The 13,111-nt window shown below is 64.1% G+C and carries 13 protein-coding genes; 2 read left to right on the top strand and 11 right to left on the bottom strand.

Features of this window, described 5'->3' with window-relative positions:
* Positions 1–57 precede the first annotated feature (57 nt).
* From ACFFP0_RS13350 to ACFFP0_RS13390, 9 genes are all read right to left on the bottom strand, one after another.
* On the bottom strand, positions 58–1,143 hold the full coding sequence (locus ACFFP0_RS13350) for a DUF1513 domain-containing protein (protein WP_377261378.1): 1,086 nt from the start codon (positions 1,141–1,143) through the stop codon (positions 58–60).
* Positions 1,144–1,148: 5 nt separating this feature from the next.
* Positions 1,149–2,252, bottom strand: coding sequence for an imelysin family protein (locus ACFFP0_RS13355; protein WP_377261380.1), 1,104 nt, complete (start codon positions 2,250–2,252; stop codon positions 1,149–1,151).
* Positions 2,252–3,721: a di-heme oxidoreductase family protein gene (locus ACFFP0_RS13360; protein ID WP_377262321.1), complete on the bottom strand. Its 1,470-nt coding sequence runs from the start codon at positions 3,719–3,721 to the stop codon at positions 2,252–2,254. Before ACFFP0_RS13360 ends, ACFFP0_RS13355 begins: the two co-directional genes overlap by 1 nt.
* Before the next feature lie 119 nt (positions 3,722–3,840).
* Entirely contained in the window at positions 3,841–5,118 is a 1,278-nt protein-coding gene (locus ACFFP0_RS13365; RefSeq protein ID WP_377261383.1) for an imelysin family protein, read from the bottom strand.
* 136 nt (positions 5,119–5,254) lie between these two features.
* Positions 5,255–6,544, bottom strand: a complete 1,290-nt coding sequence (locus tag ACFFP0_RS13370) for an RsmB/NOP family class I SAM-dependent RNA methyltransferase (protein WP_377261386.1) — start codon at positions 6,542–6,544, stop codon at positions 5,255–5,257.
* A gap of 76 nt (positions 6,545–6,620) precedes the next feature.
* Complete coding sequence (locus tag ACFFP0_RS13375) at positions 6,621–7,013, bottom strand: septal ring lytic transglycosylase RlpA family protein (RefSeq protein ID WP_377261389.1); 393 nt, start codon at positions 7,011–7,013, stop codon at positions 6,621–6,623.
* A 380-nt stretch (positions 7,014–7,393) separates the two neighbouring features.
* Entirely contained in the window at positions 7,394–8,395 is a 1,002-nt protein-coding gene (locus ACFFP0_RS13380; RefSeq protein WP_377261392.1) for an SDR family oxidoreductase, read from the bottom strand.
* A 1-nt stretch (position 8,396) separates the two neighbouring features.
* The gene (queG, locus tag ACFFP0_RS13385; protein WP_377261394.1) at positions 8,397–9,569 is read right to left on the bottom strand and encodes a tRNA epoxyqueuosine(34) reductase QueG; all 1,173 of its coding nucleotides are present in this window, start codon (positions 9,567–9,569) and stop codon (positions 8,397–8,399) included.
* A complete protein-coding gene (locus tag ACFFP0_RS13390) occupies positions 9,550–10,242 on the bottom strand; it encodes a glutathione S-transferase family protein (RefSeq protein WP_377261397.1) in 693 nt (230 codons plus the stop codon). Before ACFFP0_RS13390 ends, queG begins: the two co-directional genes overlap by 20 nt.
* Before the next feature lie 156 nt (positions 10,243–10,398).
* On the opposite strand from ACFFP0_RS13390, the gene ACFFP0_RS13395 reads away from it, so the two are divergent.
* Positions 10,399–11,205 (top strand): undecaprenyl-diphosphate phosphatase, encoded by an 807-nt coding sequence (locus tag ACFFP0_RS13395; protein ID WP_377261399.1) that lies wholly within the window; start codon positions 10,399–10,401, stop codon positions 11,203–11,205.
* 171 nt (positions 11,206–11,376) lie between these two features.
* Positions 11,377–11,529 (top strand): hypothetical protein, encoded by a 153-nt coding sequence (locus ACFFP0_RS13400; RefSeq protein WP_377262352.1) that lies wholly within the window; start codon positions 11,377–11,379, stop codon positions 11,527–11,529.
* A 147-nt stretch (positions 11,530–11,676) separates the two neighbouring features.
* On the opposite strand, the gene ACFFP0_RS13405 is transcribed toward ACFFP0_RS13400, so the two are convergent.
* Positions 11,677–12,657 carry a complex I NDUFA9 subunit family protein gene (locus ACFFP0_RS13405; RefSeq protein WP_377261401.1) on the bottom strand — a complete coding sequence of 327 codons (981 nt, stop codon included), beginning with the start codon at positions 12,655–12,657 and terminating at the stop codon, positions 11,677–11,679.
* A 104-nt stretch (positions 12,658–12,761) separates the two neighbouring features.
* Entirely contained in the window at positions 12,762–13,049 is a 288-nt protein-coding gene (locus ACFFP0_RS13410; protein WP_377261404.1) for a DUF1330 domain-containing protein, read from the bottom strand.
* Positions 13,050–13,111: the final 62 nt, after the last annotated feature.

Below are 13,111 nucleotides of genomic sequence, written 5' to 3' on the forward strand. Positions count from 1 at the left end.
CGAAATTGGCACGGCGAAATGTGTTCGGCAAGTCGTTCGGAGGATTTGGTTTGAGTATCAGGAACCTATGCGGACGATATGCTGGTCCCAGGCGACCCTGTTGCGGGTTTCGTTGAACGTCCCGTCATAGGAGGAGACGGCGATGCCGTGCGCGGCAGGCGCGACGCCTGCGGCCTCCCGGACATATTCCTCCTTCAGGAGAACACCGGTCCTGGCATCGAGCGTCACTGCCGCGCCGCCGACGGGCGAGGTCAGTCCCACGAGACCGTCGCGGCGGTTGACGGCGATCGCCCCCACATAGTTGCCGAGCCGGGCCGTGGTTTCATCCGGCAGCGAGAGAAGGGCGATATCCTCGCCTTTCTCGAACCAGCCGGCGAGCGGCGGCAGGGCGTTGCGCGCGCCTTCCCATTGGCAGGCGAACCAGATGCGGCCGTTTTCGGCGATATCCAGATGCCGGGTGGAGAGCTGGCGGAGCGAGGAGGGAAGCCCGTGCCGTTGTACGAGGGCGCCCGTCCCGGCGTCGAGCAGCACCAGCGACGGCTCCATATGGTCGAGATTGAGCTTGGTGCGGCCGAAATCCGGGTGGGTCTCGATGCCGCCATTGGCGATCACGAGCAGCGTTCCGTCGTCTGAAACGGTCATGTCATGGGTGCCGATGCCGTGGGCGTCGAATTCGCCGATGCGGCGGAACCGGTCGCCCGCATCGTAGATGCCGATCATGCCGCGATTGCCGTCGAAGTCGTTCTCGCTGGCATAGAGCAGCCGTCCGTCCGGCGAGAAGTGCCCGTGGCCGTAGAAATGCCGGCCTTCCGGCGAGGTGATGACGACCGGCTCTGCCCGTCCCGTCGGATCGAAGACCATCGCGAATGTGCCGGGACGCCGGGCGAATGCGACGCCGCGGCCCGTCGCGGCGCTATAGGCCATGCCATGGGCGCGCGCCGGCAGGGCCACGCGGTCGATGATCTCGCCCCGTTCGGATACGGTGGCGATGCCGAACGAACCGTCCGGCGCGCGAAAACCGGAGGCATAGACCGCGTCGGCGCGTTCGAGCGCTATCAGGGCGCGCGGGGAAAGGGCCGCGGTGAAGGTCATCCCCGCCGCCTTGAGGAAACCGCGCCGGTCGATGGTTTCGCCGCGCCACATGGCTTTCAGTCTCCGTCCGCGAAGGAAAAGCCGGAGGAGAGGCCGATCGCGCCGCCATAACCGTCGTTCAGCCGGGATATGACGTTCTTGCCGCCGGCAAGCAGCGTATCGAGCTTCCTGCGCTCGCTGGCATCCTCGACCGCCTTTTCCAGGTCGGGGGTGATGGTGCCTGCAAGTTCGATCATCGATTTCAACTGGGCCTGGGCGGCGGCGACGACCGGGCGGTCCTTCTCCTTGAGCAGTTCCGCCATGCCGGATTTGTCGAGGAGTTCCGACAGGCCTTCGAGATTGGCCCTCACGGTCGGCCAGGTGTTTTCCGAACGCCAGAACAGGGCCTGCTTGGGGAACCTGGCCTTGTCCGCGCCCTTGTAGAAGGTCTCGATACGCTGGTCGCGCACGGTTTCGGCGCCATGGACGAGAATGCCGAGCAGGGCGGTGATCGCCTCGCCGCCGGTGCGGAAGTCCGGATTGTCGGGACCGGGCTGCTCCCAGGCCTTCTGGATGCCGTCCGGCGCATCCCAGATGTCGGAAAGCTCCCCGGCGACATTGGCGATGTTGGCGGCGGCCGCGGCGGCGTAACGGCAGCGGAAACCGTTCTTCTCGCTCGAAAGCACTTCGGAACCGGTGCCGAAAAGCAGGTATTCCAGCGCTCCGAAGCCCTGTGTCGCGACGCTTTTCGTGGCGAGCGTGGCGGGGTTCGCCGCCGTCTCGTCCGATTTGGAAAGCACGCCCTGCACCTGCTTGAGGCCGGTGCTCTTGCGGTCGGGATAAAACAGGATGCGCTCGAAACGGTTCTGCTCGATGACCGGGCCGACACGCACCACCTCGATATGGGCCCAGCTCACGGCGGCGTCGCGGAAGGCGGCCCTGGCCGCGTCGTAATTCGCTTTCGAAGGTGTCTCGCAAAGTGTCGCCATGGCGGATGTCATCTTTTCCGCCGAGGCGTGAAAGGCGTCGTAGCCCGGCCGGATGAAGCCGTTCACCGCAGCGGTCATGACCCTGGTGACATCGGCTTCCGGCAAGTTGACGGAAGGCGCGTTTTCAACGTCCTGCGCGACCGTCGCGACAGGCAGGAGAAAGATGAGTCCGGCAGCGAGAATTGTACGCATCAGAGCGACTCCAGGAATTTGATCAATGCGGCGCGGTCCGGTTTGGCGAGCGAAGCGAAGGCATCGCGCGCCTTCCCGGCCTCCCCGCCGTGCCAGAGGATGGCTTCCGTCAGGTTACGCGCTCGTCCGTCATGCAGGAAGAAGGTATGGGCGTTGACGGTTTCGGTGAGCCCGATGCCCCATAGCGGCTGGGTGCGCCATTCGCGGCCGTCGGCGACGCCCACCTGCTGGCCGTCGGCCAGGCCCTCGCCCATGTCGTGCAGCAGGAAATCCGAATAGGGCCAGATGAGCTGGAAGGCATGCGCCTTGTTGCCGGCATCGCGCCGCGTCACGAATTTCGGCGTGTGGCAGGCGGTGCAGCCGGACCGGTAGAAGAGCTCCTTGCCGCTGAGCACCGTCGTGTCGCCGATCGCGCGGCGGGCCGGCACGGCGAGGTTTTCCGAATAGAAGGTGACGAGCGGCAGCACGGGGTCCGGCGCTTCGACGGGACCCAGCCGTTTCTGGACGCCCGTCGGTCTGGCGAGACATTCGGCCTGCGCCTTGGTGCAGTCGCCATGGTCGAAGGGATCGTCGGGCGTCGAGAGGCCGAGATCGCCGGCAAAGGCGGATGAACTCTGGTCGCGTATCGACGCGTTCTGCGCCTTGAAACCGAAGCGACCGAGCTTCAGTTCGCCGCTCCTGTGGTCGCGCACCAGCGCCGGCCTGCCGGAAATGCCGTCGCCGTCCCGGTCGTCCGGATCGGCTTTCGTCAGGATGTCGGCCTCGTGGATCGCCTGGACGAGGCCCATACCGATCATCGGCGGAGCGACCCGCGGGGACAGCGTCACGTCGCCTTCCAGCGGCCCGAACCCGAGGTCCGTCACGGAATAGATCGGCTTGCGCAGCTGCACCACTTCGCCGCCGGCCAGCGTCACGGGCGTTTCCTCGTAGGAAACCTGCATCCGGCCCTCCGACTTCAGGCCCGGAACGGCAAGGTCCTGCAACTGCGCGCCATAGACGGCATCCGGAAAATTGAGCTTCCGGTAGTCGGCGATGGCTTCCCGTTCCTCGTCGGTGCGCGCCGGGCGGGCCAGACGGAGGAACATCGAGGTCGCATCGGCGGAACCTTCCGGCGGGTGGCCGCGCCCGTCCTTCAGATGGCAGCTCTGGCAGGCGCGCGCGTTGAAGAGCGGCCCGAGCCCGTCGGACGCCTGGGTGGAGGACGGGGCCGAAACCCAGAGCTTGGTGAAGAGCGCATTGCCGAGCTTGAAGGTCTGCTCTTCCTCGAAGGTGATGTTGGCCGAGAAATGCGAGAAGGCATTGCCGTTCGGCGTGGCGCGGCTCGTGGCCGCCCCGCCCGCCATCAGCTCGAACTGTTCGGGTTTGGAGAAATCGGTCGCCGGCCTGGTGACGGCCTCGACGCGCTTCTGGTCCTTTGGATCGAGATCCGTGCGCGTGACCGGGAGGGCGGCATCGCCGCCGGCAGCCATCGGCAGGGTCGAAAAGAGGGCGCCCGCAAGGATCGGCAGGAGAAGGACGGGGAACCTGGGCGCTCTCATGGATCATCGGGCCGCAGGCCGAACCCGGCCGCGGCCCGCCTTTTCAGTTCTTATTTGAAGACGGCGTCGGGATTGTCGAGGCTGTCGGAACCTTCGAGCTCGACCTTGCCGAGATCGAGCGAGGCGACGACGCGTTCGATCGTCTTGGTCTGGTCGATGAGGCCGTCGATCGCCTTCTGGACGACCGCATTGCCCTCGGCATTGTTCTCGCCGATCATCTGGTCGTAGGCCTCGACCTTCTGGGCGCGGTCGGCCATGGCGTTCATGGCGGCAAGCGTCGCATCGAGCTTGCCTTTCATCTCTCCGTCGAGCGCCCTGTCCTTGGCGGCCACGAGGTCGGAGAGCGAGGGGCCTGTGAGCTTGGTGCCGTCGACTCGGACATATTCACCCGTATAGGCCGACTTGATGCCGATCGCGTCGTTCAGGTGCGACGCATAGGTATTGTCGGAGAAGCAGTCGTGCTCTTCTTCCGGATCGTGGAGAAGCAGGCCGAGCTTCATGCGCTCGCCGGCAAGCTCGCCATAGGAGAGCGAACCCATGCCGGTCAGGATCGCGGTCAGGCCCTTCTTGGAATTGGCCTCGACGTTCTTGGCGGCCTTGCCCTTCGGCGCCCAGGCGGCGACCATGTCCTTGAGGTCGGAGACGAGCAGGGAGGACGCGGCCTTCAGGTAGGCGGCGCGCCGGTCGCAATTTCCGTGGGTGCAACTGGCCTTGTCGTAATCCGTGTAGGGGCGCTCGCCGGCGCCCGGCCCGGTGCCGTGCAGGTCCTGGCCCCACAGCAGGAATTCGATGGCATGGTAGCCGGTCGCCACGTTCGCCTCGATCTCGCCGGCCTCGTGCAGGCCGCGCAGCGTCTTGGCGTTCAGCTTGGTGGCGTCCAGCGTCTTGCCGTTCACCTTGAGCTTGGGATCGGCGATGACATTCGCGGTGTAGAGTTCGTTTTCGTCGCTCTCGGTGCCGTAGGAGGCGTCCACATAGTCGATCAGGCCTTCATCGAGCGGCCAGGCGTTCACCTTGCCTTCCCAGTCGTCGACGATCGGATTGCCGAAACGGTAGACTTCCGTCTGCTGATAGGGAACGCGTGCTGCGATCCAGGCATCCTTGGCGGCCTTCAGGGTCTCTTCGCTCGGCTTGGCGATCAGCGCATCGATCGCCTTGTCGAGCGCTTGGGCGGTCTTCAGCGAGTCCTCGTATTTGGCATGCGCCAGGGCGGCATAATGCTTGAGCACGGCGGCGGACGTGGTGGCAGCCGCGGCCGGCGTCACCGTGAAGGCCGCAGAGGCGGCAAAAAGCGCCAGCGCGGCGCCGAGAACGGTCTTGCGGATCATAATCCCTCTCCTTCGGCGGCGCGGATCGTCGCCGGCCACCCCGAGGGTTCATCGCGCAAATGGAAACTGGTGTCAAACAATCTAGTTTAGAACGTTTTGAAAGTAGAGGCGGGTCTTGATCTTCATCAAGAACCGCTCAAACCTTGCGTTGCATGCGGCAGAAAAAGAATCCGTCCGTATCGGTACTTGCGGGGGTCAGCGTCACCGTGAGCGCATCCTTCGAGCGAGGCGACGGCGCATCCTTGCCGAAGATGCGGCTCCAGTGTTCGGCCGTGGGCGCGATCGAGAATTCCGGATTGTCCGCGCAGAAGCGGGAAACCTGCGCGTCGTTCTCCTCCGGCAGGATGGAGCAGGTGACGTAGAGCAGCGCACCGCCCGGCTTCACGAAGGCGGCGGCTTCGGTCAGCGCTTCCTGTTGCTGGGCGATGCGTTCGTCAAGGTTCTTCGGCGTCAGCCGCCATTTCGTGTCCGGGCGCCGGCGCCATGTGCCGGTGCCGGTGCATGGCGCATCGACCAGCACCGCATCGAGCCTGCCCTTCAGCGCCGTAAGCTGGCCGGCATCGTCATGGACCTGCACGTTGCGGGTGCCGGCGCGGCGCAGCCGCTCGATGATCGGAGCCAGCCGCTTGCGGTCGGCGTCGTAGGCATGGATCTGGCCCTTGTTGTGCATGGCGGCGGCCATGGCGAGCGTCTTGCCGCCGCCGCCGGCGCAGTAGTCGAGGACCTGATCGTACTCGCCCGGCTGCACCAGGTCGGCGACGATCTGCGATCCCTCGTCCTGCACTTCGAACCAGCCCTTCTGGAACGAAAGCTCGGCTGTGACGTTCGGCAGGCGGGATGCTCCTTCGCCGGCGGCGATCCGGATGCCGTTGCGGGCGATGCGCGAGGCTTTCGCGCCCGAGCGTTCCAGCGCCTTGACGACCTTCTCCCGCGACGCCTTCAACGTGTTGGCGCGCAGGTCGAGGGTCGGTCGGCCCGCCAGGGCCTTCGCTTCCGCCAGCCAGTCCTCGCCGAAATTGGCTTCGAAGGACGGCTGGACCCAGTCCGGGATGTCGCCCTGCACATGCGGCGGCGCATCGTCGAGATCGCGGGAGGCGAGCGCCGAGAGGTTCGCCTCGGTGAGAAGCGGCGGCGCGAAGCGGTCATCGGCGAACTCGGCCTGGAGGGTTTCCGGGGTGAACCCCCATTGCCGGATGAGGACCGCATGGGCTAGCGCGGTGGGGCTTTCGTCGTCCATGAGCCACGCATGCGAGAGACGCATGCGCAGTGCGTCATAGACGATGTTGCCGATCGCGGCCCGATCGCCGGAACCGGCGAAACGGTGTGCAAGGCCCCAGTCCTTGAGAGCGTCGGCCACAGGGCGCTTCCGCGTCTCTATGTCGGCCAGCACCTCGATGGCTCCGGCCACTCGCCCGCCCAGTCGCATATCGTTCTCCGTTCCGGTTGGACCCGCATGGTACGGCTCGTAACCGCGAATGGCTGGAAGGGCAAGAGGCGTGGCGTCAGCCGTCGATCGCGGCGACCTGCGTCGAAGCGTTGACGATCTGATAACAGACCTGGGCCGTGCCGGAGGCGATCATGCCGATGTTCTTGGCCGCGGCCTTGGAGACATCGAGCACCCGGCCGCGGATGAACGGACCGCGGTCGTTGATGCGCACGACGACGCTCTTGCCGTTGCGTTTGTTGGTGACCTTCACCTTGGTGCCGAAAGGCAGCGAGCGGTGGGCGGCGGTCAGTTGCGAAGGGTTCATCCGTTCACCGGATGCGGTTTTGGTGCCCATGGCGTACCAGGATGCGTGGCCGCATCCGGACCCGGCGTTGGCCTCTGCGGAGCCGAGAAGTGCAAAAGCAGCAATGGCGGCCGCGGCGTAAGTCGAGCGTCGAATTGTTGTCAAGTCGGTCGTCCCCGTCGTTTGTCCCTGCACGTTGCGTGCGAAAACGGCTAAGCGGGGCGAAAAATGGCGAAAAAGTGGGGTTTCCGATCACGGAACGTTACAGTCTGTAATATTCGTGATTAGATTGCCGTCGATCTTTTTAAGAAGCCAGCTAAGATATGACAGAAGAAAACGTTTAAAAACAGTCGGAAAGAGGAATAGCATTCCAACCGGAATCGGCGGGTGTGGGCGATCACGAAAATTGCAGAAAAAATTTTGTTGGAACCCGACTTTTCTTGCCTCATTTGGGCAAATTTTATGATCGGCAGCCCAAAATCTTAAAAAAGAATAACCGAATTTTCGGAGAGGATGGAAATTTCACCCGTCTCGAAATGGGAAAATTATCCTTCCCAGCGCTTCATGGACCACATTTCGGCAAGCGACATGCGGTAATTCGGGAAGCGGAACTGGAAGCCGGCGGCGCGGATCTTGGCGTTCGAAACACGCTTGTTGGCGCCATAGAAGGAGCGCGCCATCGGGGTCATTTCGGCGGTGTCGAAATCCTGTTCCGGCGGCGGTTCGACGCCCATCAGCCGGGCCGCCTCGACGATGACGTCCTGCGGCGGACCGGGCTCGTCATCGGTGACATTATATATGCCGCCGAGACGGCGTCCGCCGAGGAAGAGCGCCGCCCCGCCGATGTCTTCGACACGGATGCGGTTGAAGACCTGGTCCTTCTTGATGATACGCCGCGCCGTGCCTCGGGCGAGGTTGACGAAGGCATTGCGGCCGGGTCCGTAAATGCCGGAAAGGCGAAGCGCCGCGACCGGCACGCCGGCCGCCTTCCCCTCGGCAGCCCAAGCGTCCTCGGTGTCGACCCGCTCGATCGAGCGGCCCTGGATCGGGCTGCCCGGAGTATCCTCCGTCACCCAGCCGCCGTCGTGATCGCCGTAGACGCCGACGGTGGAAAGGTAGCCGATCCATTCCAGCCTGGGGCAGAGTTCCACGATCCGGCCCGCCATGAGCTTCAGCAGCGGATCGCCCTCCTGGCTGGGTGGTGCGGCTGGGGAGGGGGCGGCCCCCTCGTCCGCCCTTCGGGCATCTTCTCCCTGGGGGGAGGAAGGGAGTTGTTGCGGCGTCCCGGAGGCCGGGTGAGAGAGCGGCTGGCTCTTCACCCTCGTGGGCGGGACGGACTGCACGAGATGGGTTATGTCCTTGAGCTCGGCCAGCAGTTCATCGCTGAACGGATTGCCGTCGAAGACGAAGGCCTGGATGCCCCTTGCGGCAAGGTCGCGAACCTTTTCGGCGGTCCTGGCGGTGCCGGAAACCGGGGCGCCATCCGCCTTGAAAGCCCCGGCGATCGCCTGGCCGGAATAACCGCATCCGAATATCATCACCCGCATATCAACCTGCCCCCGCCAAACGCCATTCCTCCAATACCTCCGGATCGTCCTCGACGCCATGCGTCCGTGCGAACGCGGCGAAGTCATCTTGCCGCATCAGGCGTTTCAGTGCCCATATGGCCATGCCGCGCACCACCGGCGAGGGATCGCCGGCGAGTTCGCGACATCGCGGGGCAAGCTCCGGATCGCCGGAATTGCCGGCGGCGATCAGCACGTTGCGGATGAAACGGTCGCGGCCGATGCGTTTCACGGGCGAGCCGCTGAAGAAGGTGCGGAACGCCGCGTCGTCCAGTGTCAGCAGCAAGGCGATCGGCGGTTCCTTCAGGTCCTCGCGGGCCTTCAGCTTCATCTCCGAGGCGCTGGCCGCGAACTTGTTCCACGGACAGGCGGCCAGACAGTCGTCGCAGCCATAGATGCGATTGCCGATCAGCGGCCGGAATTCGGGGGCGATCGGCCCCTTGTGCTCGATCGTCAGATAGGAGATGCAGCGCCGTGCATCGAGCCGGTAGGGCGCGGGAAAGGCGGCCGTCGGGCAGGCGTCGAGGCAGGCGCGGCAGGAGCCGCAATGGTCGGTCTCCGGCGCATCCGCGATGAGGTCGGCCGTGGTGAACAGGCTGCCGAGAAAGAGCCAGGAGCCGTGGGTGCGGCTGACGAGATTGGTGTGCTTGCCCTGCCAGCCGAGGCCGGCCGCTTCCGCCAGCGGCTTTTCCATGACGGGCGCCGTGTCGACGAAGACCTTCACGTCTTCGCCCGTGCGGGCGGCGAAGCGTGTCGCGATCTCTTTCAGGCGGCCTTTGATGATGTCGTGATAATCGCGGTTGCGGGCATAGACGGAGACCGCCGCCCTGTCCGGCTTCTGCAGGATGCCGCGCGGGTCCTCGTCCGGGCCGTAGTTCAATCCGAACATGACGATGGAACGCACGTCGGACCACAATGCCTTCGGATCGGCCCGGCGAGCCTGCGTTTCGGCCATCCAGTCCATGGTGCCGTGATGGCCGTCGCCGAGAAAGGCCTGCAGCCGTTCCGGCGTGTGGGGAATGCTGTCCGGGCCGGTGATGCGGCAGAGATCGAAGCCCTGGGCGGCGGCTTCCCCGCGGATGAAGGCGGTCAGCTTCTCCCGTCGCCGGAGCGCCTTTTCATCCTCCCGCCTCTGGTCAGAAGTCGAGGTCCGCATAATGGGATACCGGGGTCAGGCCGCGGATGCGCTCGGCAAGCAGCGGCCGGAAGGAGGGACGGGATTTCAGCCGCTGATACCAGTCCTTGGCGATCGGCGTTTCCGGCCAGTCGATCTCGCCGAGATAGTCCAGCACCGAAATCGACGCGGCGGCGGCGAGGTCCGCATAGCTGAGGCGGTCGCCGGCAAGCCACGGGCGCGAGCCCGCGAGCCAGGAGAGGTATTTCATGTGCTGGCGGATATTGGCGCGGGACGTGCGCAGGACCTTCGAATCCGGCGCGCCGCCGCCCTGCGCGGTCGACATCTGCAGCTTGTAGATCCGCTCGCGCGTCAGTGGGCGTGTCACGTCCTGCTCCATCTTCTGCAGGAACCATTCGGTGAGCCGGCGAATTTCGGCGCGCTGCCACGGGTCCTCGGCCAGCAGCCGGCGATCGCGCTTCAGGACGCCATGCGTCTCGTCAAGGAATTCCATGAGCACGGAAGGGCCACAAAGCACTCGCATGCTGTCGTCCACATAGACGGGAAGCGTGCCCGCCGGATTGAGCGTCAGGAATTCCCGGCGCTTCTCCCAGGGCTGCTCTTCGACCAGATCCGCCTGGAAACCGTATTCGGCGAGGATGAGCCTGACGAACCGGGAGGCCGAAGACATGGAGTGATGATAGAGGGTGGGCATGGATACTTGAACTTCACGAATTGTGTATAGGAAGGATATGGTCGCTTCGCGCGCCTGCCTGACATATGACAGCTATATGGATTTGGTAGGGCCAACACAAGCAACGGCTCATAAACTGCTTAAAACTGCCCTTATCTGCTCAACAAAGGATTAAGAATGGCGGATCAGTCCATCATCAGCGCCCTCGTGCTTGGTCTTATCGAGGGGCTCACCGAATTCCTTCCCGTTTCTTCCACCGCCCACGTCCTGCTCGCCAGCCATTTCCTGGGCTTCCAGTCGCCCGGAAACACGTTTGCGGTGCTGATCCAGCTCGGTGCGATCCTGGCGATCCTGCTCGTCTATTCCCGCAAACTGCTGGAGATCGCCATGGACATCCCGACCAGCCCCAGGGCGCGGCGTTTCGTGCTGACGGTGCTGGTCGCCTTCCTGCCGGCCGCGGTGATCGGCGCGCTGGCGCACGATTTCATCAAGACCGTGCTGTTCGAAACGCCGATGCTGATCTGTATCGTGCTGATCCTCGGCGGTTTCGTGCTGCTTGCCGTCGACAAGATGCAGTTCAAGCCGAAATATCACGACGTGATGGACTATCCGCTGTCGCTCGCCCTCAAGATCGGCTTCTTCCAGTGCCTTGCGATGGTTCCCGGCACGTCACGCTCGGGCGCGACGATCGTCGGTGCGCTGCTGATGGGGGCGGACAAGCGCTCGGCCGCGGAGTTCTCGTTCTTCCTCGCCATGCCGACCATGCTCGGCGCGTTCACCCTGGACCTCTACAAGAACCGCAATATGCTGAGTTTCGACGACGGTGCGATGATTGCGATCGGTTTCGTCGCCGCCTTCATCACGGCTGTCTTCGTCGTCCGCTCGCTGCTGGATTTCGTATCGAGCCGCGGTTACGCGGCCTTCGCCTATTGGCGGATCGCCATCGGCGCCATCGGCCTGATCGCGCTGTATCTCGGGGCCTGAAACAAAAAGGGGTCTGAAACAAAAAAAGGCGGCTGGAAGGCCGCCTTTTTTCGATTCTCTTCAGCTCAGTGATGAATCGATGCCGTGCTGCACGGGTCGACGCCGTAAGCCGGTGTGCATTCGATCTTGCCGGCCGCGCCCGTCCTCGGCGCCATGAAGGAGCCCGCGAGAATGACCAGTGCTGCACACGCAAAAAAGAGGGCGATGGGCTTGCCCATGGAGGAACGCCTTTCGGAAGAGGATTTGATCGTCACGGTTGAGTATCTGTCTTGGCAGCGAGCTTTATTGCTCGCATTCGAACATTTCAATAAAGGATTTTGCTGAACCCGCCGTTAACGCGACTGCATCGTTCACTGCGACCTTTGTGCCACACGCTTGCCTGAAAGATGAGCGCAAACAAAGGCCTGCTCGCTTTTTGAGCGGCAGGCCCTCCGCCGGCGAGGCGGATAATTTTCAAAAACCCGTAAAAATTCAGGCGGCTCGACCGGAGCGCGTATACTGCCCCTGCGGGCGGTACTGCACCAGGTAGGAGGGCAGGATCGAGGTCGCGAGCGTCGGGCGGATGCCGATTCCGTCAAGCGTGCGCCCTTCCTGGATGGCCGCCTCGGAGACGACGTTGTCGACCTTCAGAAGCTTCACCTGGTCGGCCGTGATCGGCGGTTGCACGAAGGGAATGAGCGAGGCGACGCTGCCGAGAAGCGAGGCGATGCCGAAGGGCAGGGAGATCAGCGGGCGCTCGCGATTGGTGATGGAGAGCATCGTCTCGAGACACTGGCGGAACGTCATGACTTCCGGACCGCCGAGTTCGTAGATCCTGCCGGCCGCGATCGTGCCGTCGACCGAGCGGGCCACGGCCTCGGCGACATCCTCCACATAGACGGGCTGGAACTTCGTCTTGCCGCCGCCGACGAGGGGCAGGGCCGGGAAGATGCGCGCCATGGAGGCGAATTTGTTGAAGAAGCTGTCTTCGGGGCCGAATATGATCGACGGCCTGAGGATCACCGCGTCCGGGCCGGCCAGCTTGATCAGCAGTTCGGCCTGTCCCTTGCTGCGGGCGTAGTTCGAAGGCGAATTCGCATCCGCCCCGATCGCGGAAATATGGGTCAGCTTCGCGCCGGCGGCGCTGGTAGCTTCCGCGACCGAGCGCGCCCCGAAGTCCTGCACGGCGTCGAACGTGTTGCGGCCCGTCTCGAACAGGATGCCGACGCAGTTCACCACATGCGAGGCCCCTTCGACCGCCCGGAAGACCGACTCGCGGTAGCGCAGGTTGGCCTGGACGAGCGAGATCTGGCCCACATAGCCGGCCGGCAGCAGGAAGCCCGCGAGATCCGGGCGGCGCACCGCGACCCGCACCCGATACCCCCGCTTGACGAGCGCCCGCACCACATGCCGACCGACAAAACCCGATCCTCCGAATACGGTGACGAGTGGCGGAAGGTTGTTGATGGTCATGGCATGCTCCGGGAGCCGATAGGGAAGGGTGAATGCTGTTTAGCCGAATCTCGGCACGGGTGGAAGTGTTTCCGCTGCCGCACCGCACTCGGTTCTACATGCTTTTAGACGCCTTCGACGACGACGATTTCTCCGTCCGCCGCTTTCTGGCGGATTTTCGCGGCGATCTGGTATTCGGGGGAGTTGTAGCAGTCGATCGCCGTCTGTACGGAGGCGAATTCGAGGACCACGTTGCGGGCGCGCGCCGTGCCTTCGAGCGCAGTCGCCGCGCCGCCGCGGGCCACCGGCCTGGCACCGTATTTCTCGAAGGGGGCCTTTGTCGCGGCGACGTAGTCCTTATAGCGTTCGGGGTCACGGATATCCATCCGCGCGATCCAATAACCCTTGGCCATGATATTTCCTCCAGCATGTGCTCAGGTAGGATGACTTCGGGCAAATCATGGGGCGAGTCAAT

Source organism: Neorhizobium puerariae, assembly GCF_042429745.1.
In the GTDB taxonomy this organism is placed as follows: domain Bacteria; phylum Pseudomonadota; class Alphaproteobacteria; order Rhizobiales; family Rhizobiaceae; genus Neorhizobium; species Neorhizobium puerariae.

What these genes read in the sequence shown, in the direction of transcription:
- ACFFP0_RS13410 (WP_377261404.1), bottom strand. Translation starts at nt 13,049, where the DNA reads ATGGCCAAGGGTTATTGGATCGCGCGGATGGATATCCGTGACCCCGAA.
- ACFFP0_RS13395 (WP_377261399.1), top strand. Translation starts at nt 10,399, where the DNA reads ATGGCGGATCAGTCCATCATCAGCGCCCTCGTGCTTGGTCTTATCGAG.
- ACFFP0_RS13360 (WP_377262321.1), bottom strand. Translation starts at nt 3,721, where the DNA reads ATGGCTGCCGGCGGCGATGCCGCCCTCCCGGTCACGCGCACGGATCTC.
- queG (WP_377261394.1), bottom strand. Translation starts at nt 9,569, where the DNA reads ATGCGGACCTCGACTTCTGACCAGAGGCGGGAGGATGAAAAGGCGCTC.
- ACFFP0_RS13390 (WP_377261397.1), bottom strand. Translation starts at nt 10,242, where the DNA reads ATGCCCACCCTCTATCATCACTCCATGTCTTCGGCCTCCCGGTTCGTC.
- ACFFP0_RS13370 (WP_377261386.1), bottom strand. Translation starts at nt 6,544, where the DNA reads ATGCGACTGGGCGGGCGAGTGGCCGGAGCCATCGAGGTGCTGGCCGAC.
- ACFFP0_RS13350 (WP_377261378.1), bottom strand. Translation starts at nt 1,143, where the DNA reads ATGTGGCGCGGCGAAACCATCGACCGGCGCGGTTTCCTCAAGGCGGCG.
- ACFFP0_RS13400 (WP_377262352.1), top strand. Translation starts at nt 11,377, where the DNA reads ATGACCAGTGCTGCACACGCAAAAAAGAGGGCGATGGGCTTGCCCATG.
- ACFFP0_RS13405 (WP_377261401.1), bottom strand. Translation starts at nt 12,657, where the DNA reads ATGACCATCAACAACCTTCCGCCACTCGTCACCGTATTCGGAGGATCG.
- ACFFP0_RS13365 (WP_377261383.1), bottom strand. Translation starts at nt 5,118, where the DNA reads ATGATCCGCAAGACCGTTCTCGGCGCCGCGCTGGCGCTTTTTGCCGCC.
- ACFFP0_RS13355 (WP_377261380.1), bottom strand. Translation starts at nt 2,252, where the DNA reads ATGCGTACAATTCTCGCTGCCGGACTCATCTTTCTCCTGCCTGTCGCG.
- ACFFP0_RS13380 (WP_377261392.1), bottom strand. Translation starts at nt 8,395, where the DNA reads ATGCGGGTGATGATATTCGGATGCGGTTATTCCGGCCAGGCGATCGCC.